This window comes from Parabacteroides faecalis (assembly GCF_022809355.1).
Taxonomy (GTDB): Bacteria; Bacteroidota; Bacteroidia; order Bacteroidales; family Tannerellaceae; genus Parabacteroides; species Parabacteroides faecalis.
The window spans coordinates 1-25,164 of sequence record NZ_JAKZMM010000036.1 but is presented as its reverse complement, the minus strand read 5'-3'; the positions used below and the strand labels follow the sequence as shown (position 1 = coordinate 25,164).

23 protein-coding genes are annotated in these 25,164 nt (G+C 43.7%); 11 read left to right on the top strand and 12 right to left on the bottom strand.

The genetic code is table 11. The features are described 5' to 3' along the window. Positions 1 to 99 precede the first annotated feature (99 nt). On the top strand, positions 100 to 1,425 hold the full coding sequence (locus MUN53_RS13155) for a PhoH family protein (protein WP_022454919.1): 1,326 nt from the start codon (positions 100 to 102) through the stop codon (positions 1,423 to 1,425). 86 nt (positions 1,426 to 1,511) lie between these two features. Then, positions 1,512 to 3,179 carry a formate--tetrahydrofolate ligase gene (locus tag MUN53_RS13150; RefSeq protein WP_243325937.1) on the top strand — a complete coding sequence of 556 codons (1,668 nt, stop codon included), beginning with the start codon at positions 1,512 to 1,514 and terminating at the stop codon, positions 3,177 to 3,179. An 89-nt stretch (positions 3,180 to 3,268) separates the two neighbouring features. On the opposite strand, the gene MUN53_RS13145 is transcribed toward MUN53_RS13150, so the two are convergent. The 8 genes from MUN53_RS13145 to MUN53_RS13110 all read right to left on the bottom strand — a co-directional run bounded on the left by MUN53_RS13145 (position 3,269) and on the right by MUN53_RS13110 (position 10,383). Further along, the gene (locus tag MUN53_RS13145) at positions 3,269 to 4,531 is read right to left on the bottom strand and encodes a DEAD/DEAH box helicase (protein ID WP_243325935.1); all 1,263 of its coding nucleotides are present in this window, start codon (positions 4,529 to 4,531) and stop codon (positions 3,269 to 3,271) included. Between the two features lie 33 nt (positions 4,532 to 4,564). Next, entirely contained in the window at positions 4,565 to 5,398 is an 834-nt protein-coding gene (locus tag MUN53_RS13140) for a transporter substrate-binding domain-containing protein (RefSeq protein WP_243325933.1), read from the bottom strand. Between the two features lie 5 nt (positions 5,399 to 5,403). After that, a complete protein-coding gene (locus MUN53_RS13135; RefSeq protein WP_243325931.1) occupies positions 5,404 to 7,476 on the bottom strand; it encodes a putative porin in 2,073 nt (690 codons plus the stop codon). 69 nt (positions 7,477 to 7,545) lie between these two features. After that, positions 7,546 to 8,088: a 2-oxoacid:acceptor oxidoreductase family protein gene (locus MUN53_RS13130; RefSeq protein ID WP_022454924.1), complete on the bottom strand. Its 543-nt coding sequence runs from the start codon at positions 8,086 to 8,088 to the stop codon at positions 7,546 to 7,548. 15 nt (positions 8,089 to 8,103) lie between these two features. After that, positions 8,104 to 8,868: a thiamine pyrophosphate-dependent enzyme gene (locus MUN53_RS13125; RefSeq protein WP_243325928.1), complete on the bottom strand. Its 765-nt coding sequence runs from the start codon at positions 8,866 to 8,868 to the stop codon at positions 8,104 to 8,106. 19 nt (positions 8,869 to 8,887) lie between these two features. Then, entirely contained in the window at positions 8,888 to 9,061 is a 174-nt protein-coding gene (locus MUN53_RS13120; RefSeq protein WP_022454926.1) for a hypothetical protein, read from the bottom strand. A gap of 5 nt (positions 9,062 to 9,066) precedes the next feature. Beyond that, complete coding sequence (locus MUN53_RS13115) at positions 9,067 to 10,149, bottom strand: 3-methyl-2-oxobutanoate dehydrogenase subunit VorB (protein WP_022454927.1); 1,083 nt, start codon at positions 10,147 to 10,149, stop codon at positions 9,067 to 9,069. 3 nt (positions 10,150 to 10,152) lie between these two features. Beyond that, positions 10,153 to 10,383, bottom strand: a complete 231-nt coding sequence (locus MUN53_RS13110; RefSeq protein WP_022454928.1) for a 4Fe-4S dicluster domain-containing protein — start codon at positions 10,381 to 10,383, stop codon at positions 10,153 to 10,155. A gap of 430 nt (positions 10,384 to 10,813) precedes the next feature. Here MUN53_RS13110 and uvrA point away from each other — a divergent pair, with 430 nt between their 5' ends. From uvrA to MUN53_RS13075, 7 genes are read left to right on the top strand one after another with little or no spacing between them, the layout of a single operon-like run. Continuing rightward, entirely contained in the window at positions 10,814 to 13,675 is a 2,862-nt protein-coding gene (gene uvrA / locus MUN53_RS13105; RefSeq protein WP_243325926.1) for an excinuclease ABC subunit UvrA, read from the top strand. A gap of 1 nt (position 13,676) precedes the next feature. Further along, entirely contained in the window at positions 13,677 to 13,898 is a 222-nt protein-coding gene (locus tag MUN53_RS13100) for a hypothetical protein (RefSeq protein ID WP_022454753.1), read from the top strand. Position 13,899: 1 nt separating this feature from the next. Further along, positions 13,900 to 14,505, top strand: coding sequence for an IMPACT family protein (locus MUN53_RS13095; RefSeq protein ID WP_243325924.1), 606 nt, complete (start codon positions 13,900 to 13,902; stop codon positions 14,503 to 14,505). Positions 14,506 to 14,525: 20 nt separating this feature from the next. Continuing rightward, entirely contained in the window at positions 14,526 to 15,299 is a 774-nt protein-coding gene (locus MUN53_RS13090; protein WP_243325923.1) for a hypothetical protein, read from the top strand. After that, a complete protein-coding gene (locus MUN53_RS13085) occupies positions 15,274 to 15,651 on the top strand; it encodes a GtrA family protein (RefSeq protein WP_243325921.1) in 378 nt (125 codons plus the stop codon). Before MUN53_RS13090 ends, MUN53_RS13085 begins: the two co-directional genes overlap by 26 nt. 15 nt (positions 15,652 to 15,666) lie before the next feature. Next, a complete protein-coding gene (gene dnaB, locus MUN53_RS13080) occupies positions 15,667 to 17,193 on the top strand; it encodes a replicative DNA helicase (protein ID WP_243325920.1) in 1,527 nt (508 codons plus the stop codon). A 27-nt stretch (positions 17,194 to 17,220) separates the two neighbouring features. Next, complete coding sequence (locus MUN53_RS13075; RefSeq protein WP_243325919.1) at positions 17,221 to 20,115, top strand: PD-(D/E)XK nuclease family protein; 2,895 nt, start codon at positions 17,221 to 17,223, stop codon at positions 20,113 to 20,115. Positions 20,116 to 20,131: 16 nt separating this feature from the next. Here MUN53_RS13075 and MUN53_RS13070 read toward each other — a convergent pair whose 3' ends face one another. The 4 genes from MUN53_RS13070 to pyrB form a co-directional block, all read right to left on the bottom strand. After that, positions 20,132 to 20,854, bottom strand: a complete 723-nt coding sequence (locus MUN53_RS13070; protein WP_243325918.1) for a porin family protein — start codon at positions 20,852 to 20,854, stop codon at positions 20,132 to 20,134. A 2-nt stretch (positions 20,855 to 20,856) separates the two neighbouring features. Then, positions 20,857 to 21,423 carry a flavin reductase family protein gene (locus tag MUN53_RS13065; protein ID WP_243325916.1) on the bottom strand — a complete coding sequence of 189 codons (567 nt, stop codon included), beginning with the start codon at positions 21,421 to 21,423 and terminating at the stop codon, positions 20,857 to 20,859. Positions 21,424 to 21,519: 96 nt separating this feature from the next. Beyond that, positions 21,520 to 21,990 (bottom strand): aspartate carbamoyltransferase regulatory subunit, encoded by a 471-nt coding sequence (pyrI, locus tag MUN53_RS13060; protein WP_022454745.1) that lies wholly within the window; start codon positions 21,988 to 21,990, stop codon positions 21,520 to 21,522. A gap of 14 nt (positions 21,991 to 22,004) precedes the next feature. Continuing rightward, positions 22,005 to 22,922, bottom strand: a complete 918-nt coding sequence (gene pyrB, locus MUN53_RS13055) for an aspartate carbamoyltransferase (RefSeq protein WP_243325914.1) — start codon at positions 22,920 to 22,922, stop codon at positions 22,005 to 22,007. 246 nt (positions 22,923 to 23,168) lie between these two features. Here pyrB and MUN53_RS13050 point away from each other — a divergent pair, with 246 nt between their 5' ends. Next, entirely contained in the window at positions 23,169 to 23,708 is a 540-nt protein-coding gene (locus MUN53_RS13050; protein WP_243325912.1) for a ferredoxin domain-containing protein, read from the top strand. A gap of 27 nt (positions 23,709 to 23,735) precedes the next feature. After that, positions 23,736 to 24,686 (top strand): hypothetical protein, encoded by a 951-nt coding sequence (locus MUN53_RS13045; protein WP_243325911.1) that lies wholly within the window; start codon positions 23,736 to 23,738, stop codon positions 24,684 to 24,686. Positions 24,687 to 25,164 lie beyond the last annotated feature (478 nt).

Here is a 25,164-nt window from a genome sequence, read left to right as displayed (position 1 = left end):
CTCTGAATTGGTTATATTAATATAGAAACGCTTCAGGAAAATGTACATCTGTTTTCCAAACGTTCCTGACTGATTGTTGAACGTAAAAAGAGAAGAGCCATGGGAACAAAAAAGAATTTTGTACTTGACACGAATGTCATCCTGCATGATTACAAGTGCATTGAGAATTTTCAAGAAAACGATATTTACTTGCCAATTGTAGTACTGGAAGAGTTGGATCGCTTCAAGAAGGGAAGTGAACAAATTAATTATAATGCACGTGAGTTTGTGCGTGAGTTGGATACAATCACAACCAATGATCTGTTCACGAAAGGAGCTTCTTTAGGTCCGAATTTAGGCATGTTGCATGTAGTAACAGGAGAGCCGTATCAGAAAGAAGTGGCAAATGCCTTTTCGGAGAAAAATGCAGATCATCGGATCTTGTCGTGTACCTTGTATGTAGCACAACAGCATCCGGATATGCAAACCATTTTGGTAACAAAAGATATCAATCTGCGGATGAAGGCTCGTTCGTTAGGTATCAAGGTGGAAGACTATATTACCGACAAAGTAACGAATGTAGATATCTTTGAGCGTTCACAGGAAACGTATGAAGGAATCGACCCGGAACTGATCGATCAGATTTATGCAAATCCTGCTGGTATTGATGCCGACAAGCTTGATATTAGTGTTAAATTTTCGCCCAATGATTGTTTTATCCTGAAGAGTGAACGAAATTCAGTCTTAGCCCGTTTTAATCCATTTTCGCATAAGATTAAGCGTGTAGATAAAAGTACAAACTACGGTATCCAACCCCGGAATGCCGAGCAAAGTTTTGCTTTTGAAGTGTTAAATGACCCGGAAATCAAGTTAGTGGCATTGACAGGAAAAGCCGGGACAGGAAAGACTTTACTGGCTTTGGCATCGGCATTGAAACAGGCCGATTTATATAAACAAGTCTTGTTGGCTCGTCCTATTGTTGCTTTGGCCAATAAAGATTTGGGCTTTTTACCGGGAGATGAGAAGCAGAAAGTGGCTCCATATATGCAACCTTTGTTTGATAATTTGAATGTGATCAAAGGCCAGATACCAGTTAACGGAGCAGAAGCCCGTAAATTGGAAGAAATGCAGAAGAGTAACCAGCTGGTGATTGAAGCATTAGCGTTTATACGTGGTAGAAGCCTTTCTGAAACCTACTTTATTGTAGATGAAGCTCAGAATCTGACTCCTCATGAGATCAAGACGATTATCACACGGGCAGGCGAAGGAACCAAAATGGTTTTTACAGGTGATATCCAACAGATAGATTCTCCATATTTGGATGCCCAAAGTAATGGTTTGGCTTATATGGTTGACAAGATGAAAGGGCAGGATTTGTTTGCCCACATTAATTTAGTGAAGGGAGAACGTAGTCAGTTATCAGAGTTGGCTTCCAACCTGTTATAAAGAAAGAGTAGCAATGTATAAGCAAACAGCATAGGTAACTGGCGAATTTTGTGTACATTTGCTGTAAATAAGCCTATATAAATGGTATGAAAACAGATATTGAAATTGCAAGAGAGACACCTCTGAAAAAGATCAAAGAAGTAGCGACTCAGTTGGGAATTCCCCGGGAAGAAGTTCAGAATTATGGGAAATACATGGCTAAGATTCCGATTCATCTGATCGATGAAGCCATGGTTAAGGAACATAATCTGATCTTAGTTACGGCCATTACACCGAATAAGGCAGGAGTAGGAAAGACTACTGTTTCAATTGGATTGGCTTTAGGTTTAAACCGTTTAGGAAAGAAAGCTGTAGTGGCTTTGCGGGAACCGTCATTGGGTCCGTGTTTCGGTATGAAAGGTGGTGCTGCGGGAGGCGGTTATTCACAGGTATTGCCGATGGAGAATATTAATCTACATTTTACAGGCGATTTCCATGCTGTCACATCGGCTCACAATATGATTACAGCTCTGCTTGATAATTATATTTATCAGAATCGGAATAATTGTGCCGGTTTGAAGGAAATCAAGTGGAAGCGTGTATTGGATGTGAACGACCGTAGTCTTCGTAATGTAGTTACCGGATTGGGCGGAAGTGCAAATGGAGTTCCGACAGAAACCGGATTCGATATTACTCCTGCTTCTGAGATTATGGCTATTTTGTGTTTGGCAACGGATATCGACGATTTGAAGCGTCGTATAGGAAATATTCTGTTAGGCTACACCTACGAGAACAAACCTTTTACGGTACGTGATCTGGGAGTTGCAGGTGCGATTACGGTGTTATTGAAAGACGCTTTACTGCCCAACTTGGTACAAACAACGGAAAATACAGCTGCTTTTGTACATGGTGGTCCTTTTGCTAATATTGCACATGGTTGTAATTCGGTATTAGCCACTAAAATGGGCTTGACCTTTAGCGACTATACGATTACAGAAGCTGGTTTCGGTGCTGATCTGGGTGCTGAAAAGTTCTTTAATATAAAATGCCGTAAGGCTGGTCTATCGCCTAAAGTAACAATTCTTGTAGCTACGGCGCAGAGTCTCAAATTGCATGGCGGAGTGGCTGAAGCTGATATCAAACAACAGAATCTGGAAGGATTAAAGAATGGTCTGAAGAATTTAGATCGTCACATTGATAATTTACGTAGTTTTGGTCAGCAGGTAATTGTTACTTTCAATCGTTTTGCTACAGATACAGATGAAGAAATTGCATTAGTAGCCGAGCATTGTCGCGAGAAAGGTGTAGGATTTGCTTTGAACACTGTTTTTGCTGAGGGCGGAAAAGGAGGAGAAGAATTAGCCCGTTTGGTAATTGACACGATAGAAAAGCAACCTTCTGCTCCATTGAAGTTCACTTATGAAGATTCAGATTCTGTTCGTACGAAGATTGAGAAAGTAGCTAAAGGTATTTATCAGGCTGGATTGGTAACTTATACGACACTTGCTGAGAAGAAGATGAAACAAATCGATGAGTTAGGTATCAGTCACTATCCGATTTGTATTGCAAAGACACAATATTCTTTCTCTTCTGATCCTAAAGCATACGGAGATGTAAAGGACTTCGAATTAAAAGTACGTGATGTCATTATCAATAATGGTGCTGAGATGATTGTTGTGGTGATGGGTGAAATTATGCGTATGCCAGGTTTGCCTAAAGAACCACAAGCTAAACATATTGATTTAGTGGATGGTCTGATTGAAGGACTTAGCTAAATACGAGTGGTTTTGTTATAATGAGTGCAGAGGCGCGGATACACATTTTGCTGAATAGTAATTGTGTTTCCGGGCCTCTGTTTGTATAGTTAGGAAGCACTTTTCTGATTTTGGGATTTACGTGACGGACGTTTACGACTTTTGCTAGACGTATTTCCTCCTTTCTGTGACCGACCTTTCTTTCTGCTTCTGGTGACAGGCTTATATTCTGGAGTTTCTCCAAATGAAGGATCGATGGGTATTTTATAGACTTGTTTTCCCAAAAAGTCTTCGATTCGTTTGAATCCGGATTGTTCTTCGGGTGAGACAAAGGTGATTGCTAAGCCTTCTCCGTTTGTACCACGAGCTGTACGTCCGATGCGATGCACATAATCTTCTGGATCATGAGGTATATCAAAGTTAACAACCAGACGAATATCATTGATATCTATACCGCGAGCCACGACATCGGTTGCTACAAGGATATCTATTTTCCCGTTCTTGAAGTCTTTCATGACTTCTTCCCGTTGCGCTTGTTCCAAGTCCGAGTGCATTTGTGCTACGTTAAAGTTCATCCGACTCAATGTATTCGCCAGTTCTTTCACCTTAACTTTAGCAGAAGCAAAAATGATTACTCGTTGTGGGCGAGCTTTGCTGAACAGATCTTCGAGAATTTTGATCTTTTGGGCATCATAACAGATATAAGCTGTCTGCATAATAGTTTCCGGAGGACGGGAAATAGCCAGTTGAATTTCTTCCGGATTCTTTAGAATTGTTTCTGCAAGTGTCCGGATCTTCGGTGGCATCGTCGCCGAAAACATGATGATCTGACAAGTTGGAGGTAGTTGTTTGTAGATTTGCATGATGTCGTCATAGAAACCCATATCAAGCATTCTATCTGCTTCGTCAAGTACAAAATAAGAGACTTGTGAGAGATCGACTGTGCCAAGCTTAATGTATGAAAGCAATCGTCCTGGCGTTGCAATCACAATGTCTGCGCCCATTTCAAGTCCGCGTCGTTGTTGTTCCCAAGCAACGCCGTCTGTTCCTCCATAAATAGCGACAGCAGAGATCGGAACGAAATATGTAAAGCCCGCAATCTGTTGATCAATTTGTTGTGCTAACTCACGAGTTGGAGCCATAATAACGGCATTAACTGCATTTTCTGAGAATCCACCTTTGCTCAACTCGTTAATGATCGGCAATACATAGGCCGCAGTCTTTCCTGTGCCGGTTTGTGCACAAGCTATAATATCTTTCTTAGCTAAAATAACTGGAATCGTTTGTTCTTGTACCGGAGTCGCCTCTTGAAAGTTCATGGCGTCGAGTCCGTCCAAAATAGCATCTTCTAAATTTAATTCGTCAAATCTCATATCCGTACTTAAATGCGTTCAAAGATACATCATTTATTTCTGATTGTAGTACTGATTATAGATTTTCTTGTAAGTTCCATTGGCTTTGAGTTGCTCTAACCAATGATTGAGGCTATCACGCAAGATAGGAGAATCATTGCGCATAACCCATGATTCAAGTTGAGTAAAGCTAATATCTGTTTGGATATCTATTTCGGGATATTGGCTGAGCAGTTGCTCTGCATTTTGCTGGTTACAGACAGCATAGTCTATGTCTCCTTTGGCGACCAGAATAATAAGTTGCTCATCAGAATACAACTCGTCTTCGTGGATATAAATTGTATCACCGATCTCATGCTCTAGGTTTCGGATCCGTAATAAAGCAGGAGAGTTCTTGGGAAGATACAATTCTTTCTTTCCCAAATGTAACTGGTTTCGGATTGGTTTGATACCCTGATTAGCTTCTGCTGTACGCTGTACCAAGACTTGACGGTTAAGAATGATCGGATCTGTAAACAGGTAGTGTTCCTTTACTTCCGTCGTGATAGGAATGTTACGGGCTATGATATCAACTGTTTGTTGGTTCAATAGATCGAAACTTTTATCGAGTGTCATTTCAAGCTGCATCTGAACTTCTAATCCGGATATGAGAGCAATGGCCTGGCATAATTCGTATTGAAAGCCAAGTATTGTATCGCCGTCCACAAAGTATCCCGTAGGGTTATATTCTGTTACGACACGCAAGATTCCTTCATTGCAGATCTCCGGATAGTCCCGTGGTTGTAACGGTTGTTTTTTCTCCCGGTATGGCCATAATGAGATCATTGTGGCAACGACAAGCACAAGAAGAATACAATAAACAACTAGGATTTTCCGTGTCTTTTTCATTCCCATCAGTTATTGAATCGTACGGCAACTCCCATCTTCAATACCATCGGATTCAGCGGATAGTGTGCCAGTGAGAAATAATTGGGGGCAACAAACTTACTGCTCAGGTTGTAGGCAGTGACGAAGAAACGTGCTTGCTTCAAATGGAAATTGACATAGGCATTGATAAGTGGATAATTACCCACTTTCACTTCGTCCTGTACCTGAAACTGTTGGGTGGCTGCCTCATAATAAGGCGCATAATAAGCCGTGTTGTAGTGCATATCTGCTCCGATCTGAACACTCAAAACCTTGGCCAGTTTGAACTTCAGGTATAAGTTGGTATATACACTTAAGTCGGGCAGCGGAAGAACACTTTGGTTACTACTGATCTGATAAGCCAGTTCGTTTTCCCAACCTAAAGCCCGAAAATGGAAATCTTGCTTGAGACGGGCAGTGATTACCTGAATGTTACTATCGTGTTGTTCCGGTTCTCCATTCTTTCCGAAGTAAACATAATTCTGAATACTTTCGACTCCTGCAGAGATACGTGTTTCTGTCGAAGCTAAATTGATTTCACCTCCGGCATAAAACTGTTGTATATTGTTCAAGTCTTTATCCCACCAGAAATAGCGCGAATGATAATGCCGCTGGAAGAATGCCGGCGTTGTATTCTTAATATACGCATTCGCTTTGATATACGCATCTTTCTTGAAGAGCTTGAATGAAGTCTGTAATTCACCATTGGCACGAAATTCACCTACATCATCACCCACTACACAGAGTTCGCCTCTGGCGTTGTAGGTGAGGAGTTTACCTTGTCGTTTGTAAAGTTCTGCTCCAATGAAGGTCGAGAATTCATCGTAGGTGGCAATACTTGATCCTTGTATAAAAGGAGAAGAGAAGGAACTTTGGCTGGAATTCCCTTCTTGTGTGTAATCTCGTTTGCCATCCTGCATCTGGTAACGACGTTTTTCAAGGTCTATGAAAGCTGTCAGTCCGAATTTAACCCAGTTTTGGAATCCTTCCCGCAGCGACAAAGCAAATGTATTCTTCATTTGCCAGTAATAGGTAAGGTCATTGAGGTTCTCATCATAATTAAATGGCATACCTTGATTATAGAGAGTGTCGATACCTGTGCTGTTGGGTGCCGTAAACTGCCGGTTCATGTCTTCATACTGAAAGGTATGAATGATACTTGAGACCGGAACGAATACTTCTTTGGCATAACCTTCTTCGTCCGTTTCATCGAGTTCGCGGATAAAACCGAGATTATAACGATGAGTCAGGAATAGTTCTTTTCCCTGGATACGGTTGAAAACATCGGTGTATTTGACCGGAAAGTCTTTCGACATCATCTGTTTTTTCCCTTCGGCATAATCATCCGGATTTGTCAATACGGCATCGTTTGTCAAGCCACCGTTTTCGTGTGTTACATAATTGAGCCCTCTGAAGTAAGCATTTAATTCATAACGGTCAGAACGATAACTGCCGAAAACGCGGTAATTGACGAGTTTGTTTCCGTTGGAATTATAATGACCACGGCCATAGATATAGTCGAAATCTCCACCCACGTTGATTTTCTTCCCAAAGTTGATGGCTAATGTACCGACCAATTGCTCTTCCTTGTTGGTACTGCTTCCACCCGTTGTGTACATAATGTCGGTGAAAGGCGTTTTAGTATCATAGAAGCGGGCATTTTCGGGTGTTGTGATATAGTAATCGTAAGCATCGGCAAAGATAAAGTCGCGTGCTTCCTTCCGTTCTGAGAAGATACGTGTCTGAGCTGCCGATCCAAGATTCGCCAGATAACCGATCGCCAGCCCTTTCCCTTCTACTAAAGTACTGTTGGCTGTATTGAGGATACTGGTATCCATAGGAGCCATATAAGAATCACCCAACAATGGTGTCAGGCGATAAGCAATAACTTTCTTACTTTTAAGTTCAGTACTATCGGCAATCAGCAAACTATCCGGAACCTTATTGCTTCCTTTGGATAAGTTTGATAGAGAAAATCCACCTTTGCCTCCTCGCGGAGCTTGCGCAAGAAGACATGTGGGTATAAGAGTCAATATGAATAAATACAAACTGCGTTTCATCGGGGCAAAGATATAAAAAAGGCGTTTCTCTCGAAAGAAACGCCTTATCTTTATCATTTTTTGTCGAACTCAGACTTTCTGAATGATCTCCATGCCTTTGAGGATGGCTGCTTCGTTCATCGGAATCAGGTTATGATGCCGTTCGGGTAATGATTTCTTCAAACCTAACAGTACATTTTCCATCTTTACCATCGGAACAACTTTCAGCAGACCACCTAAGATCAGCATGTTGAAAGCTTTTGCATTATTCATTTCGGCTGCTGCATCCATGGCATCTACGCGATAGACCTGAATGTCTTTGCGTTTGATTTCTGAGTGAATGCCGTAGCCGTCATAAATCAGGATACCGCCCGGCTTTACTTTGCTTTCGAACTTATCGAGTGAGGGCTGGTTCAGAATGATGGCGATATCGTATTCGTTCAGAATCGGAGAACTGATCGGATCATCGCTCAAAATCACGGTTACATTGGCTGTTCCACCGCGTTGTTCGGGTCCGTAAGAAGGCATCCAGGTTACTTCTTTGCCTTCCATTAGTCCGGAATAAGCCAGAATCTTACCCATTGACAAGACTCCCTGACCACCAAATCCTGCTATAATTATTTCGTGTTTCATCTCTTTTTCCGTTTATTATTCCACATTCTTTAAATCACCCAGCGGATAGAAGGGGAACATGTTTTCTTCCATCCATTTGTTGGCTTGTTCGGGCGACATCTTCCAACCAGAAGAACAAGTCGAAACAAATTCGACTACCGAAGTTCCTTTTCCAGCCATAGAGTTTTCGAATGCCTTGCGTAACATTTTCTTGGCTTTCCGTACGGCAGCCGCGTTGTGTACGCTTTGACGAGTTACCAGACAAGTACCTTCGAGTTCGGCCAACAGGTTGCTGATCTTCAAAGGATAGCCATTAAGTGCTACGTTACGGCCGTAAGGACAAGTGGCAGTCTTCATGCCAACCAAGGTTGTCGGAGCCATTTGTCCGCCAGTCATACCATAGATGGCGTTGTTGACGAAGATAATTACAATATTCTCTCCGCGGTTAGCTGCGTGGATCGTTTCTGCTGTACCGATAGCAGCCAAGTCGCCGTCGCCCTGATAAGTGAATACCATCTTCGACGGATTCAGTCTTTTGATGGCTGTTGCAATGGCTGGCGCACGTCCGTGGGCTGCTTCTTCCCAGTCAATATCTATATAATTGTAGGCAAACACTGCGCAGCCTACCGGAGACACACCTATAGTCTTGTCTTCCATTCCCATTTCGGCAATCACCTCAGCAATAAGCTTGTGGATGACACCATGACTGCAACCGGGGCAGTAGTGCATCGGATTGTCGTTCATTAACTTGGGCTTTTCATATACCAAGTTTTCCGGTTTTATGATTTCGTTTATTTCCATAATCAATCCAGCTTCTTCTTTAATAAAAATATCTTAGTATGTATTGTGCGATCCGGATCACCACAGCGATACCTCCGATAACAAGTACTTCGGTCCGATAGGCTGCGCCCAGAAAGAAACATACAACCGTCCCTATTGCCAAAAGCATGAACAACAGAGTCAGTATTTCATCTAATTTGCTTCCTCGCATCATGGCTTTTATCCGATGATTTTCTCTTTCAAAGCATCTAATACTTCATTCGGAGTGAATACGATTCCACCCAAGCGACCGAAGTGTTCTACTTTCACACGACATTCAACGGCCAGACGAACATCTTCTACCATTTGTCCGGCGTTCAGCTCAACAGATAGCATACCTTTTACCTGATCTGCATAACGGGCAATTTGCTTTGTCGGGAACGGCCACAAGGTGATCGGACGAAGTAATCCGAGTTTGATACCTTCAGCGCGGGCCAATTCAACAGCCTTTTGGCAGATACGAGCCGACGAACCAAAGGCGATCAGCAGATATTCGGCATCTTCGCACATGAATTCTTCGTAACGGACTTCGTTTTCTTCTATCTGACGGTATTTAGCCTGGAAACGGATGTTGTTTTCTTCCATGCGAGCCGGATCTAATTCCAAAGAAGTGATGATGTTCGGCTTGCGGTTTGCCTTTTTACCTTGTACTGCCCATGGACATTCTGCAATGATTTCTTCTTCGGTACGGCGCGGATGGAAAGGAGGAAGTACTACTTTTTCCATCATCTGCCCAACGATTCCGTCGGCCAGAATAATAGCCGGATTCCGATACTTGAATGCTAATTCAAAACCAAGGCCTACGAAGTCTGCCATTTCCTGTACGGATGAAGGAGCCAAAGCGATTAACCGGTAATCTCCGTGTCCGCCACCTTTTACAGTCTGGAAATAATCGGCCTGACTGGGCTGAATGGTTCCTAAACCCGGACCTCCACGCATGACGTTTACAATCAGACAAGGAAGTTCGGCACCTGCCAGGTAAGAAATACCTTCTTGCTTCAGACTGACGCCCGGACTTGACGAAGATGTCATGACTCTTTTACCGGTTCCGGCTCCGCCATATACCATATTAATAGCTGCTACTTCACTCTCTGCCTGCAAAACCACCATACCAGTTGTTTCCCACGGCATTTCAGCCATGAGTGTTTCCAGGACTTCCGACTGTGGAGTGATAGGATAACCGAAATATCCGTCCACACCATAGCGGATAGCTGCACGGGCGATTGCCTCGTTGCCCTTCATAAGTTTTATCTCTTCAGCCATAGGTCAATCAATTTTCTTTTTATAGATCGTTAAACATCCGTCCGGACATACTAATCCACAACTTGCACACCCGATGCAGTTGTCGGGATGCTTCATATATACATAATGGTAACCTTTGTTGTTTACTTCCCGCGGGTGTAGTTCCAATACATCGGCCGGACAGGCTACTACGCAAAGATTACAGCCTTTACACCGCTCTGTATTGACTACGACGGCGCCTCTGAATTTTGCCATATACCTTTATGATTAAACGATTGTAACACTTTTATTCGGTTGCCAAAGGTAATAAAAACTTTGAATACTGTTTTCTTTTTCTCCTTTTTTAGTGAAAAATACTTCAAGATGTCTGCAAGAAAAGTTTATTCGCCCTTGTTGAATATATGTTCACCCTAGGCGAATATGTATTCGCTAGTGCAGTTTATATATTCGCCCTGGGCGAATAAAGATTTCCATAAGAAAATCTCAAAAAGATGTCATGACATCCATTTCTTTACTTGGGGGCTGGCGAAGGATAATAAGGTGTATGGCAGAGCCGGAACAGCCTTGCGGAAGTACGATTTTTCTTAATTTTCGAGAATTAGGATGGGACGATGGTGCGTGAAGCCTGGAAAAAATGTATCTTTACGGGTCAAAATAGAAATGAGCTAATCTGTTATTTTAACGTATGGCGATAGACAAGGATGCATTAGAGACAGGTAAAATTTCCGTTTGGGGAGCTAGGGTTCACAATCTGAAGAATATAGACGTTGAGATTCCGCGTAATACACTGACGGTGATTACGGGAATGAGTGGCAGCGGAAAGTCTTCGTTGGCTTTCGATACGCTTTTTGCCGAAGGTCAGCGGCGCTATGTGGAAACCTTTTCGGCTTATGCCCGGAATTTCCTGGGAAATATGGAACGCCCGGATGTGGATAAAGTCACCGGGTTGAGCCCTGTCATCTCAATTGAGCAGAAAACTACCAATAAGAACCCGCGTTCGACCGTGGGAACAACGACAGAAATATACGATTTCCTGCGCTTGTTGTATGCCCGTGCCGGCGAAGCCTGGTCGTACCTGAGCGGAGAGAAGATGGTTAAATATACCGAAGAGCAGGTTTTGCACCTGATTCTCGAACGTTATAAGGGGAAACGTACCTATATCCTGGCACCTGTTGTGCGCAACCGTAAGGGACATTATAAGGAATTGTTCGAACAGTTGCGGAAGAAAGGGTATCTGAATGTGCGGGTGGATGGCGAAATGCGTGAGATTATCCACGGGATGAAGCTCGACCGGTACAAGATGCACAACGTAGAAGTGGTGATCGACAAGTTGATTGTTTCCGACAGTGACGAGCGGCGTCTGAAGGAAAGTCTGCAAGTGGCGATGAAGCAAGGCGACGGACTTATTCTCGTCTTGGATGCCGACTCGGGCGAGGCGCGTCATTACAGTAAGCGATTGATGGACCCGGTAACGGGACTTTCATACAGTGAGTCGGCGCCGCATAACTTCTCGTTTAATTCGCCACAAGGAGCTTGTCCGAAGTGTAAAGGGCTGGGACAAGTCAATCTGTTGGATATGGAGAAAATCGTGCCTGATCCGTCGGTAAGCATCTATAATGGTGGTATCGTGGCGTTGGGTAAATATAAAAATACACTGATCTTCTGGCAGATTGAAGCTATATGTCAGAAATACGGACTAACGCTTAAGACGCCTATTCAGGAGATTCCGGAAGAAGCAATGGATGAAATCATGAACGGAACCGACGAGCCGTTACAAATCAAAGGAGAACTGCTGGATACGTCGCGTTATTTCCTTTCGTATGAAGGGGTGGCCAAGTATATCATGATGCAACAGGAGATGGATGCATCGGCTTCTGCCCAGAAGTGGGCGGGACAGTTTATCAAGATGACGGTCTGTCCGGAGTGTAAGGGGCAACGCCTGAATCAAGAGGCTTTGCACTATCGCATCGCCGGCAAGAACATTGCCGAGCTGGCTGCCATGGATATTTCGGAATTGAAGGAATGGCTCGACGGACTGGAAGATAAACTGGATGGAAAACAACGGACGATCGCAGTCGAAATCCTGAAAGAAATCCGTTCGCGTTTGAATTTCCTCCTCGAAGTAGGACTGGATTATTTGTCACTGAACCGTTCGTCGGGGAGTTTGTCGGGCGGAGAAAGTCAGCGTATCCGGTTGGCAACGCAAATCGGGAGTCAGCTGGTGAATGTGCTTTATATCCTCGACGAGCCCAGTATCGGATTGCACCAGCGGGATAACATCCGTTTGATTCATTCGTTGAAGCAGCTTCGCGACTTGGGTAATTCGGTGATTGTGGTGGAGCACGACAAAGACATGATGCTGAATGCCGATTATATCATTGATATGGGACCACGGGCCGGACGTTTGGGTGGTGAAGTCGTCTTTGCCGGAACTCCGGCAGAGATGTTGAAGTCGGATACCTTGACTTCGGCTTACCTGAACGGGAAGTCGGAAATAGCCGTACCGGAGACACGCCGTCCGGGTAATGGGAAATTCCTGAAGATTATCGGGGCAAGCGGAAATAACCTGAAGCATGTTACGGCATCTTTCCCCTTGGGAACCTTTATTTGTGTGACCGGTGTGTCGGGAAGTGGTAAATCTTCTTTGATCAACCGGACCTTGCAACCGATCTTGAGCCAGCATTTCTATCGTTCACTGGAAGATCCGTTGCCTTACGAAGCCATTGAAGGATTGGAATACGTGGATAAGATCGTGAATGTTGACCAGTCGCCGATCGGTCGGTCGCCACGAAGCAATCCGGCTACTTATACCGGTGTCTTCTCCGATATCCGCAATCTCTTCGTTGAGTTGCCCGAAGCTAAGATGCGTGGTTACAAACCAGGGCGTTTCTCGTTCAATGTATCTGGCGGACGTTGTGAAACCTGTAAAGGGAATGGCTACAAGACAATCGAAATGAATTTCCTTCCGGATGTTTTGGTTCCTTGCGAAGATTGTCAGGGAAAGCGTTATAACCGGGAAACATTGGAAGTCCGTTTCCGAGGAAAGTCAATTGCCGACGTATTGGATATGACCATCAATATGGCCGTTGAATTCTTTGAGAATATACCTTCCATCTTGTCGAAGATAAAGGTGCTGCAAGATGTAGGATTAGGATATATCAAGTTGGGGCAGCCATCTACGACACTTTCCGGTGGAGAAAGTCAACGCGTAAAACTGGCTACCGAACTGGCCAAGAAAGATACCGGTAATACTTTATATGTATTGGATGAACCGACAACCGGATTGCATTTCGAAGACATCCGTGTATTGTTGGGAGTCTTGAATAAGCTGGTAGAGAAAGGCAATACCGTCGTTGTGATCGAGCATAATCTTGACGTAATCAAGTCGGCCGATTATATCATTGACCTGGGACCGGAAGGCGGACGGCGCGGAGGAGAAATCCTGTTTGCCGGAACACCCGAAATGCTGGCAGCGCAGCAAGTAGGTTTTACGGCACCTTATCTGAAAGAAGAACTGGAATGGTCGAACAAACATAAACAGAAATGACATGAAGAATCCGATACAGATGATTAAGCAGTGTGTAGAGAAAGACGAACCCTATTTCGTCCTTCGCGGACAAGACCGCTGTGCACTGGCTGCCATCGAAGCCTATTATAACGAAGTAAAGGAACAAGTCAAGAATCCTTATTTTGTGGAAGAGATAGAAGAGATCATGAAAGACTTCCGGGCTTATCGGGAAGAAGTGGAACGTACCAAAATACCGGATTGATATGGCAGAAGATACTTATAAAACGATTACAGGTTTGGCGGAAGGCTATTATACGGAAAAGCGAAGCCGTTTTATCTCGTATGCTATTCCGGTCAGAACCGTTGACGAAGTAAAAGCAGAATTGGTGAAATACCGGAAGGAATATTATGATGCCCGCCATGTGTGTTGGGCTTATATGCTGGGTTCCGACCGGAAAACCTTTCGGGCAAACGATGATGGCGAGCCTTCATCTACGGCAGGAAAGCCGATCTTGGGACAGATCAATTCGAATGAGCTGACGGATATTCTGGTAATTGTCATCCGTTATTTTGGAGGAATCGAATTAGGTACAAGCGGACTGATTGTTGCTTACCGGACAGCCGCCGCCGAAGCCATTGCGGCTGCAACCATCGAAGAACGAACCGTGGATGAAGACATTACCGTTGTATTCGAATATCCTTATCTGAATCAGATCATGCGGATTGTAAAGGAAGATGGTCCGACTATTATTTCCCAGCAGTTTGATATGGACTGTGTGATGACCTTACGCATCCGGAAAGGAGAAGCCGAACGCCTGCGAAACCGTTTGCAAAAGGTAGAAACAGCATATCTGAAAGAAGACGAATAAAGAACCAAAACAGAATAATGATGGAAAAGGAAGAAGACGATATATTGCGGAAATACCAACATTCCTTCAGAAACATGAAGGGAAAGATTCATATACTGGAACAACAGGTGCCGGTAGAAGAACAGATGCGTTATTTCCGTGCTTCCGAACGGTGGAAGAAGAATGCGGGTGGTTTGCTGCCGGCATACGATGAAGAATGTAATCATTGGTTTCGGAAACTGACGGATCAGGAAGAGATAAAGTCGGTAGAGGAGAAGAAAGAGCTTTTACTCAATCTGGCTAACTCAAAGAATCCTGTTTCATTCCGGTTGTTGAAGCAGTATGTCGCCGACGGACCGGATCCGGAAGTGGCCAATTGGGCATATCTGGCGTTGATGGAAATTCAGATAGCCCTTGAGTCTGATTATTCTGAAGAACGGCAGATTTATATTTCTACCGGAATGGGCGGCAAAGGGACGAAGCTTCGTTTCTATGTTTTGCTGGTTTCAGCTGGGCGGAAACCGTTCGAATCCTATCAGCGACAGGTAATCGAGCGGGAGTTCACGTATGCTTTCTCACAAGCTGGTTGGGAAACTGAAACTTTGCATGTGGCAGAAAACTATGTGGAATTACTGTTACTGATTCCGATTGCCGGAAATATCAAGAAAGTAATGGGTGATACCATCCGGGAATGTAATGAATACGGTCATTTTCTGTCTGACCGGTATACAATTACCAACGTGAAACCATTGTCAGAACAGGAGATTCAGGAGATATTGGAAAAGGCAGATGAAAACAGTCAGACAAGCGATTAAATATGGTATTGTAGGAGTCAGTAATACCTTGATCACGGCTTTGGTGATTTGGGTAATGATGAAAGGATTGCATTGCTCGGATGTATTGTCGAATGTGGTAGGTTACATTGCCGGAGTCGTCAATAGTTTTATCTGGAATAAGCAATGGACATTCCAAAGTCAGGTGGGTTGGGTGAAGAGTGCCGTTCGTTTCGGATTGGTATTCGGTATCTGTTATTTCCTGCAATTGGGATGTCTGTTCCTGCTGAATGCTTGGCTTCCCATTGATCCGTATTATAATCAATTAATAGCAATGGCGTTTTATACAGTCATTAATTTTATCTTTAACAAAGTCTATACATTTAAAGAGTAATAAGCAACGAGAGATATGGCAGAACAAATACGTAAAACAACAGGTCGTTCGCAACAGAAGACAGTCGTTGTTCCGGAAATGGGACGATTGCAGCCGCAGGCGCCTGAATTGGAAGAAGCAGTTTTGGGTGCTTTAATGCTGGAAAAGGATGCGTATTCGATTGTCAGTGAAATATTAAAGCCGGAATGCTTTTACGAGAAAGCGCATGAACTGATTTATGCAGCCATCGTTGATCTGGCTGTTCAGCAGCTTCCGATAGATATGATGACCGTGACGGAACAACTTCGGAAGCGGGGAGACTTGGATCAGGTGGGCGGTCCTTATTATATAGCTCAACTGACAAGTAAAGTAGCAAGTAGCGCGCATATCGAATACCATGCCCGGATCATTGCCCAGAAATACCTGGCACGCGAACTGATTTCTTTCTCTTCGCAAATTCAGTCAAAAGCATTCGATGAGACCACTGATGTGGATGATCTGATGCAGGAAGCCGAAGGAAAGTTGTTTGAGATTTCGCAGCGAAACGTAAAGAAAGACGTGACGCAGATTAATCCGGTTATCAAGGAAGCCTTGAAGATGCTGGAAAATGCAGCCAATCAGAAAGAAGGTTTGAGTGGTTTGCGTACAGGCTTTGACGGACTTGACAAGATTACTTCCGGTTGGCAAAATTCAGACTTGGTTATTATTGCTGCCCGTCCGGCTATGGGTAAAACGGCTTTCGTCCTTTCGATGGCCAAGAACATGGCTGTCAACTTCAATACGCCGGTAGCTTTGTTCTCGTTGGAAATGAGTAACGTCCAGCTCGTAAATCGTCTTATTGTGAATGTCTGTGAGATTCCGGGTGAGAAGATCAAGAGCGGACGGTTGGAGAAATACGAATGGGAACAGATGGACTATAAGATTAAGGAACTTTATGATGCTCCGATTTATGTAGATGATACACCAAGTTTGTCGGTCTTCGAGTTGAGAACCAAGGCGCGTCGTCTGGTTCGTGAGCATGATATCAAGTGTATCATCATCGACTATTTGCAGCTGATGAATGCAAGTGGTATGAGTTTCGGTAGCCGTGAGCAGGAAGTCAGTATGATTTCCCGATCATTGAAAGGACTGGCGAAGGAACTGAATATTCCGATCATTGCTCTTTCGCAGTTGAACCGTGGTGTGGAAAACCGTCAGGGAGCAGAAGGAAAGCGTCCGCAGCTAGCAGACTTGCGTGAATCCGGAGCCATCGAGCAGGATGCCGATATGGTTTGTTTCATCCATCGTCCGGAATACTATAAGATCACAGAAGACGAACGCGGTAATTCATTGGTTGGACTGGCGGAAATTATCATCGCCAAGCATCGTAATGGTGCGACGGGAGATGTCCGTTTGCGATTTAAGAGTGAGTTTGCCAAGTTCATGAATATTGAAGATGATATTCCAGTGCAGGAGTTCCGTTCCGGAAATCAGTTGCCACCTGATACGACAGGAGCACAGGAACAAGCTTTGCCGCCAACAGAATTGCTGACGAGTTCAGGAAACAACGATTTTCCATTTTAGTGTAATACGCCGAAAACGAATGGATATATGAAGCCTTTTTTATATCAGGTAGCTACCTTGTTTTATCAGCAGTACGGAGCAGAGATTCATCGGTTGGCATTTGTCTTTCCCAATCGCCGAGCCGGTCTGTTCTTCCAGAAGTATTTGTCGGAAATTTCAGAGAAACCTTTGTTTTCTCCTTCAATCCTCACGATAAATGACCTCTTCATGCAGCTCTCGGGTAAGCATCCGGCGGATAAGATTCAGATGCTGTTTCGACTTTATGAGCTTTATAAGCAGCGAAGTGGTTCTTCCGAGTCGTTCGATGAGTTTATCTATTGGGGAGAAATGTTGCTCAACGACTTTGATGACATTGATAAATATATGGTAGATGCCCGGATGTTATTCCGGAATGTTTCCGACCTGAAGAGCTTGGATGACGACTTCAATTATTTGTCTCCCGAACAAGTGCAGGCAATCCGTTCGTTTTGGTCCTCTTTTTATCCGAAAGGTGATTCACCGAATCAGCAACATTTCCTGGAATTATGGGAAATCTTATATGATCTGTATGCCGGTCTGCGTACATCGCTGGTGAAAGATGGTTGTGGTTACGACGGAATGATCTTTCGGGAAGTTGTGGAACAGCTGGAGAAAGAATCGATGTCCGATTTCCCGTTTGACCAAGTGGTGTTTGTCGGACTAAATGCTCTTTCGGTCTCGGAAGAACGGTTATTACTGGCGTTGCAGAAGAAAGGTGTGGCAGATTTCTATTGGGATTATGTAGGACCATGGGTAACAGATCCGGATAATAAGGCTTCGTTTTTCCTGGAACGAAACCTGAGACTTTTCCCTTCCCGTATGGAGTTACCGGCAACCGAACCGGTTCAGGCGGAGATTCGGGTGATGGGTGTTCCATCGGCTATCGGACAAGCCAAGCAAGTTTATCCTATCCTCCAGGCTCTTGCAGATGAGCAACAGCTAACTGATGAATCGGCTTTACGGACAGCAATTGTCTTGCCGGATGAACATCTACTTGTTCCGGTATTAAATGCGATTCCGGAAGCTATCCAACATATTAATGTGACAATGGGTTATCCGCTGACAGGAACGCCGGTGGCTGCCTTGATGGAATATATCCTGACATTGCAGAAGAACATACGTTATATTGATCGTGTTCCGGTTTTCTACTTCCGGGATGTATTACCAATCTTGAATCATCAGTATGTGATGGCGGCTGCACCTGAAGAAGTATCGCAGCTGGTGAAAGATATGACAGCCGGAAATCGGATTTATGTTCATGCGGCTGATCTGAACAGGCATGAGCTGTTGTCAATTCTTTTTACTCCGGTACAAAATACGGAAGAATTGTCGGACTATCTGATTCATGTACTCGAAGCCTTAAATGCCTGTTTGCGTAATAATCGTCCGAATCCGGATGATGAGGAGATGATTTCCAACAGTACTCAAACAACTGCGGACATTGAGCAGGAATTTATCTTCCATTACTTTGCTACCGTGAATCGGATGAAGGAGGTTATGCGTGAAGCCAAGATTGAAATGCGTCTGGATACGTATTTCCGCTTATTGAAACGAATGACTGATCTGATCATGATTCCGTTTGAAGGCGAGCCGTTGTCGGGACTTCAGGTCATGGGTGTGCTGGAAACGCGTGCTCTTGATTTTGATCGGTTGATTATTCTCTCCATGAATGAAGGTATTTTCCCACTGAAGAAAGCTGCCAACTCGTTTATTCCATATAACTTGCGCCGTGGATTTGGCTTGCCTACGTATGAACATCAGGACAGCGTGTGGGCTTATCATTTCTACCGACTGATCCGGCGGGCTAAACAAGTTACGTTATTATATGATACGCGGACGACCGGATTACAAACGGGCGAAGTAAGTCGCTTTGTGCATCAGCTTCGTTATCATTATCAATCTCCGCTGATAGATGAACTGGTAGTTTATGATGTCGCTTCATCGGCTGTTCCTCCGATTTCCGTACAGAAGACAGCTGAAGTAGAGAAGTTATTGTCTGACTTCCTGTCTGGTGGACCGCGAGCTTTATCTGCCAGTGCAATCAATACGTATCTGGATTGTCCGCTGAAGTTCTATTTCTCAGTACTTGAACAGATTCAGGAGGAAGATGAAATTACCGAAACAGTCGAGCGTGATGTCTTTGGTAGTATCTTGCATAAAGTGATGGAAGATTTGTATGCTCCGTTCAAAGGAAAGTTGGTGACAGCAGATTTATTGAAGTTGTTGCGTAAAGACCAGCCATTACTTACAGGAACAATAGCAAGGGCTTTTGCGGAATTGTTCTTCAAGTCGCCTGTTGTCCGTCCTTTGGAAGGTGAGAATTTCCTGACAGGTGAGATGATCCGTAAGTATGCTGAGAAGATTCTGGAACAAGATGCCCGTTTCACGCCATTTCATTATATAGAGTCGGAGAAAAAGGTTCGGGCAACGATAACTTTGAGTGATAAAAGAGTCGTTCAGCTAAAGGGTTTCATTGACCGGGTAGATTCATTGGATCGGGTATTGCGTATTGTAGATTATAAGACGGGTAGCGGCAAGCTGGAGTTTGAATCGGTGGAAGGCTTATTCGACAAAGAGGCAAAAGATCGTCCTAAAGCTGTTATGCAAGTTTTCCTTTATGCTTGGATGTATCAGCAATTGCCTGAATATACCGGAATGCTGATCCAACCGGCCATTTATTATCTGCGGACATTATTTCAGCGTTCGTTTAATCCTGTTGTGGAACAGAAAAAAGGTCGGGGAAAAGCAGATAAAGTAAATTCATTTCAAGACTTTGCATCTGACTTTGAAGACAAGCTTCGCCAATGTCTGGACGAAATATTCAATCTGGATATTCCTTTTACTCAAACGGAAACAGGAAAAGCATGCGCTTATTGTTCTTTCCGTGGATTGTGCGGTAAGTAAAAAGATAGATGCCGGATTAGAAAATCATTCCTAAGGAGAAACTCAAGGCATTGCGCCGCTGTTGGATCGAAAGTGTTCCTGCCCGATCTTGTGTCAGACATTGATAAGCGTATGTAGATTGCGTCTTGTGCAGTTCGAATTCGTAAGAGAAATCGAGAAAGAGACGACCGATTGTGACACCAACTGCCGTTACGAAGTCAATGGCATAGTTGATATTATCGTCCTGATGCGTGATAACGGCTTGCGGACCTGAGCCGGTTTGTTGTTTCTTGTAATGATAGATACCTTTGGGTCCTAACTTAATGTTTAATCCGTAAGGTCCTTCTTTTACCAGGTGATAACCAACCAATACCGGTACAGCCACCGAATTGTATTCAGCATCCAGTTTATGATCGTATTGGATAGTATTTCCTGACGGATAAATCTCATCTGTTTGAGGCCAGGCAAATTGAATCTCTGTGCTGCATCTTTCCCAATTCACGGCTGGTTGGATGAAGAACTGATTCATATTGACACTGAAAGAGACGGAAGCCATATAACCTACTTTATAATGTAGGCGGAAATGATCGATAGGTTGGTCGTCAAGCATGAACGAATGGATCACTGGAAAGGTAGAATTGAATCCGACACGCACGCCAACACTACATGGTTTGTCATAGACTTCCATGATACTTTGTGCTGGTGCTGCCCATGAAGCCAGAGCCAGACAACTTCCTATGAGCCATTTGCCGTATTTCATATTTACTTCTTCTTTTGGACAGACCAGCCGAATTTACCTATAAACTCACCTAGTTCATAATATTTCCCATGTGAGTAGGCCATCAGATTGGCTTTCTGCATATCGAAAGCTCCTGTTTCCGGATTCAGGTATTTGTCGTCGGCCAAAACGTTGACAACATCTGCAATGAACATATCATGACTACCGAGTGCAATGATTTCTTTCACCCGACATTCGATGCAAAGCGGCGACTCCTCAATGATAGGAGCATTTACCATGCCTGCCTTTCCGGGCGTCAGCTTCATTTCATCGAATTTATGATGATCTTTGCCTGAATTGACACCACACCAATCGGTTGCATAAGCCAGATCTTTCGTTGTCAGGTTAATCACAAACTCCATGTTCTTCTTGAGAATCGGGTAGGAGAAACGTTCCGGTCGGACAGAAATATAACACATGGGCGGATTGGTACAGATGGTTCCCACCCAGGCAACGGTTATGATGTTGTATTCTTCGGGACAACTTCCGCAACTGATCATGACGGCCGGAAGCGGATAAATCATGGTTCCCGGTTTCCAGGACTGTTTCATACAATGGAATATAAAAAGAAAACAGAGAAAAAATGTACAGGCCTTTGCTGTTGCTTACGCAAGGCTTCGGCCTGTACCATTCGAATGAGTAATAACTTATTTGATAATGATGTCGTCTTTATTGATCTTGCGTTCGCAATAATGACATTTGATCGTACCAGCTTCCTTGTCGATGACTTCGAAGCGAGTCGGCATCGGTTCGTTGTTGGTGATACACTTCGGGTTGTTGCATTTCACCAGTCCGATAATTTCGTCTGGCAAGGCTACCCGTTTCTTTTCTACCACTTCGTAATTGCGGATGATATTCAGAATTACATTTGGGGCTACCAGAGCGATGCGGCTGATCTCGTCATCGTTGAAAAACTTGTCTGATATCTTGATCATTCCCTTGAATCCGCATTTCTTGCTCGGCAGATTATTGGCAATCGTAATGGTGTTTCCTTCCATCTTGTCCAGTTCCAGCAAGGAAGCTACCTTGAATAACTGGTTAGAAGGAATATGATCTATGACTGTACCGTTTTCGATAGCGGCCACCTGCAATTCTTTATTATTTTTAGCTGCTGACATAATGATTTTCTTGTTTAATCGATAGAAATACCCAATACTTCACAAATGATAGCCTGACGTGCGAATAGGCCGTTACGTGCCTGCTGGATGTAGTAGGCTTTTGGATTATCGTCCACATCATATGCAATCTCGTTGACACGTGGCAGCGGATGCAGGATACGCAAGTTGTCTTTGCTGTTAGCCAGCATAGCATTCTTTAGAATATACACATTCTTTACACGTTCATACTCTTCCAGGTCTGTAAAGCGTTCGCGTTGTACGCGGGTCATGTACAGAATATCACTTTGGTTAATGATATCTTCAGTGAAGTCGGTATGTTCGTAATATTTCAGTCCGTGCTTGTCACAGAAGTTCTTTTGTTCATCGGGCATGCGCAATTCATCCGGTGCAACAAAATGGAATGTCGGATTGAAGTGAGACATACCAACGATTAATGAATGAACCGTTCGGCCGTATTTCAAGTCGCCAACCATGGTGATGGTCAGGTTTTCCAGCTTTCCTTGTGTCTTCCGGATTGAATACAAGTCGAGCATGGTTTGTGACGGGTGCTGGTTAGCTCCGTCTCCGGCATTAATAATAGGAATTTGGGTGACTTCAGAGGCATAGCGGGCAGCTCCTTCCAGATAGTGACGCATGATGATCAGGTCTGCATAATTACTAACCATCAGAATGGTGTCTTTTAATGTTTCACCTTTGGAAGAACTGGTCGTTGAAGCATCTTGGAAGCCTATGACACGTCCGCCTAAACGATTGACAGCTGTTTCAAAACTTAATCGGGTACGCGTAGAAGGTTCGAAGAATAAAGTGGCGGCTACTTTCCCTTCCAGCAGACGCCGGTTCGGGTTTTCTTCAAACTTGGCTGCGTTGTCCAGAATACGAAGAATGTCTTCTTTAGAACATTGATCGATTGATACTAAACTTTTACTTTTCATAGATTTGTGTATATTCTGTCTTTTATACTATGCAAACTTACATAAACATTTCCGAAAGTGGATGCTTTTTGTATTTGAAAATACATATCTGCCTGTTATTTTTTTTCTTGGTACGAATGGAGTGAAATATCCTCGCAAAAATACGATAGTCTGATTAAAATCTATTATCTTTGAAAAATCAATATGTCGTTTGCTTTCGATTAGCAGGCAACAAGGACGTTTGTTTTTGAAAGAAAGGGTTACGTTATGATTATAAATGAAAGAGATATAAGACATCAATTGGTGCTGGAAGCTGTTCATCGGATGATGGTTGCTGCCCGGACAGCTCCGAAAGGAAAAGGAATAGATATTGTGGAAGTGGCCTTGGCTACTGATGATGACATCGAACGCCTGTCGGTCGAAATGGTTCGTATTGCCGAAGAGACCGGACTGAAATTCTTTTTACGCGACGCCGAGAATATAAAGAGCGCCGAAGCAATCGTTTTATTAGGTACGCGCCAGCAAGTACAGGGATTGAATTGTGCGCATTGTGGTTTCGCTACTTGTGCAGAGAAACCGGAAGCCGTTCCGTGCGCCATTAATGCCATTGATTTGGGTATTGCCATAGGTTCGGCCTGTGCCATGGCTGCCGATCTTCGTTTGGATACGCGGGTTATGTTCAGTGCTGGTCTGGCCGCTCAGCATTTGCATTACCTGGGCAAAGAAAGTAAATGTGTGATGGCAATTCCGGTAAGTGCTTCTTCCAAGAATCCTTTCTTCGACCGGAAACCGAAAGAAAACAAATAACCCTGTCTATTACAGAAAAGCATTGGTATGAAATTCTTGAATAAACTTGAATTGCGATACGTTTTCAACGAGAAGTCTAATTATATGGATGCCGTGATCCGGAATCGTTGTGAGAAGGAGATTCTGACGATGGTCCGTGCGTTGGCGGATATGTTGGATGTCCGTCTGATGGTCTATAATGAACCGGTGGCAGCTGCTCCGGACAGTTACCGGGAAATTTGGGCTGTAGCAGGTGAGGACGCTCGTTGTATCTCTGTCATCTTGAATCTGATGATGCAGGTGTTGGTCCGGAAAACTTTATCGGTGGGTGGACAGCCACTGAGTGAACGCTCGGCAGATGATGACGTTTTGTTGCAGCGAGAGACAGCTTTGTTCCGTAAAGACCTGAAGTTGCGGGCTCAAGGTGTTCCACATAAGCTGGTAGAATTGCTGAGTTCTTCCCCTCGCTTCTGCAAATATAAATCGAACTTCTTCGAAGCTATCAAAGGATTCCCGAAGATTTCCAAAATTGTGGTGCGCGAATTGAATGAAAACAACCGTATCCGTTCCGGATCGCTTGAGGTGAAACGGGATCAGTTTGACTATTATATTCTTCGTACCGACGAATTGACTCCAGTAGTTGACCAAAAGGCAACGATCGAGATTATATCACCGGTTTTGAGCGATGCCCGCTATCGTTGGAAAGGTATTTATAATAAAGGTGGAATCACCATCGATTTTTATATGCAGGACGAAGACTTCAAACGGCAGATGATTGACGATAAAATCGCCTTTGCCAGCGGTATGTGTATCGATTGTGTGTTGGAGATTTCCCGTCGTTTGTCTGAATTGGGTGAAGTGGTTAATACTTGTTATGCCGTTAAAACCGTAGTTCGTACGCGGGTAGACAAGATGGAAATCGTTACTCCGCAAGGAAAGAAACATCTGCGAAAGCTTCAGGCAGAACGGGAACAACTTACATTGGATTTATTTGGATAACTTTTATACGTCTCCAACGGTTTATCAATTTGTCAATAATAACAAAATGTCATTTTAACCCCTTTCAGATTCGTCTATTTCGGATCCCATTACAGCAGTGACGAAAATATTCGAGTTTTAAAGGGGTTAAAATATACTGATTGGACTCTTAATGCATTGCTGAACAGCGTTCTAAGGGGATTGAAAAGTGATAAAATCGGGTTGTGTTTATAGTCATAAAAAGTGTTAAAATGCCTCTCTGAACCTCTGAAAAACGAAATTCTCGGCTTCAAAAACCTCTTCAACGGTACCTTTTGGTGAAAATACCCAGTCTTTTTATCAAAACACGCCAGCTTTTCTTACAAAAGTAACGAGCTTTTTCGTAAAATATGTCATGCTACAGATTTACTTTACACCCATTTAACAAAAAAAGAGAAAGCAATGGGAAAGAAAGGAATCAGTCATCGCAAATTCAGTATTGAGTTCAAATTGTCCGTTT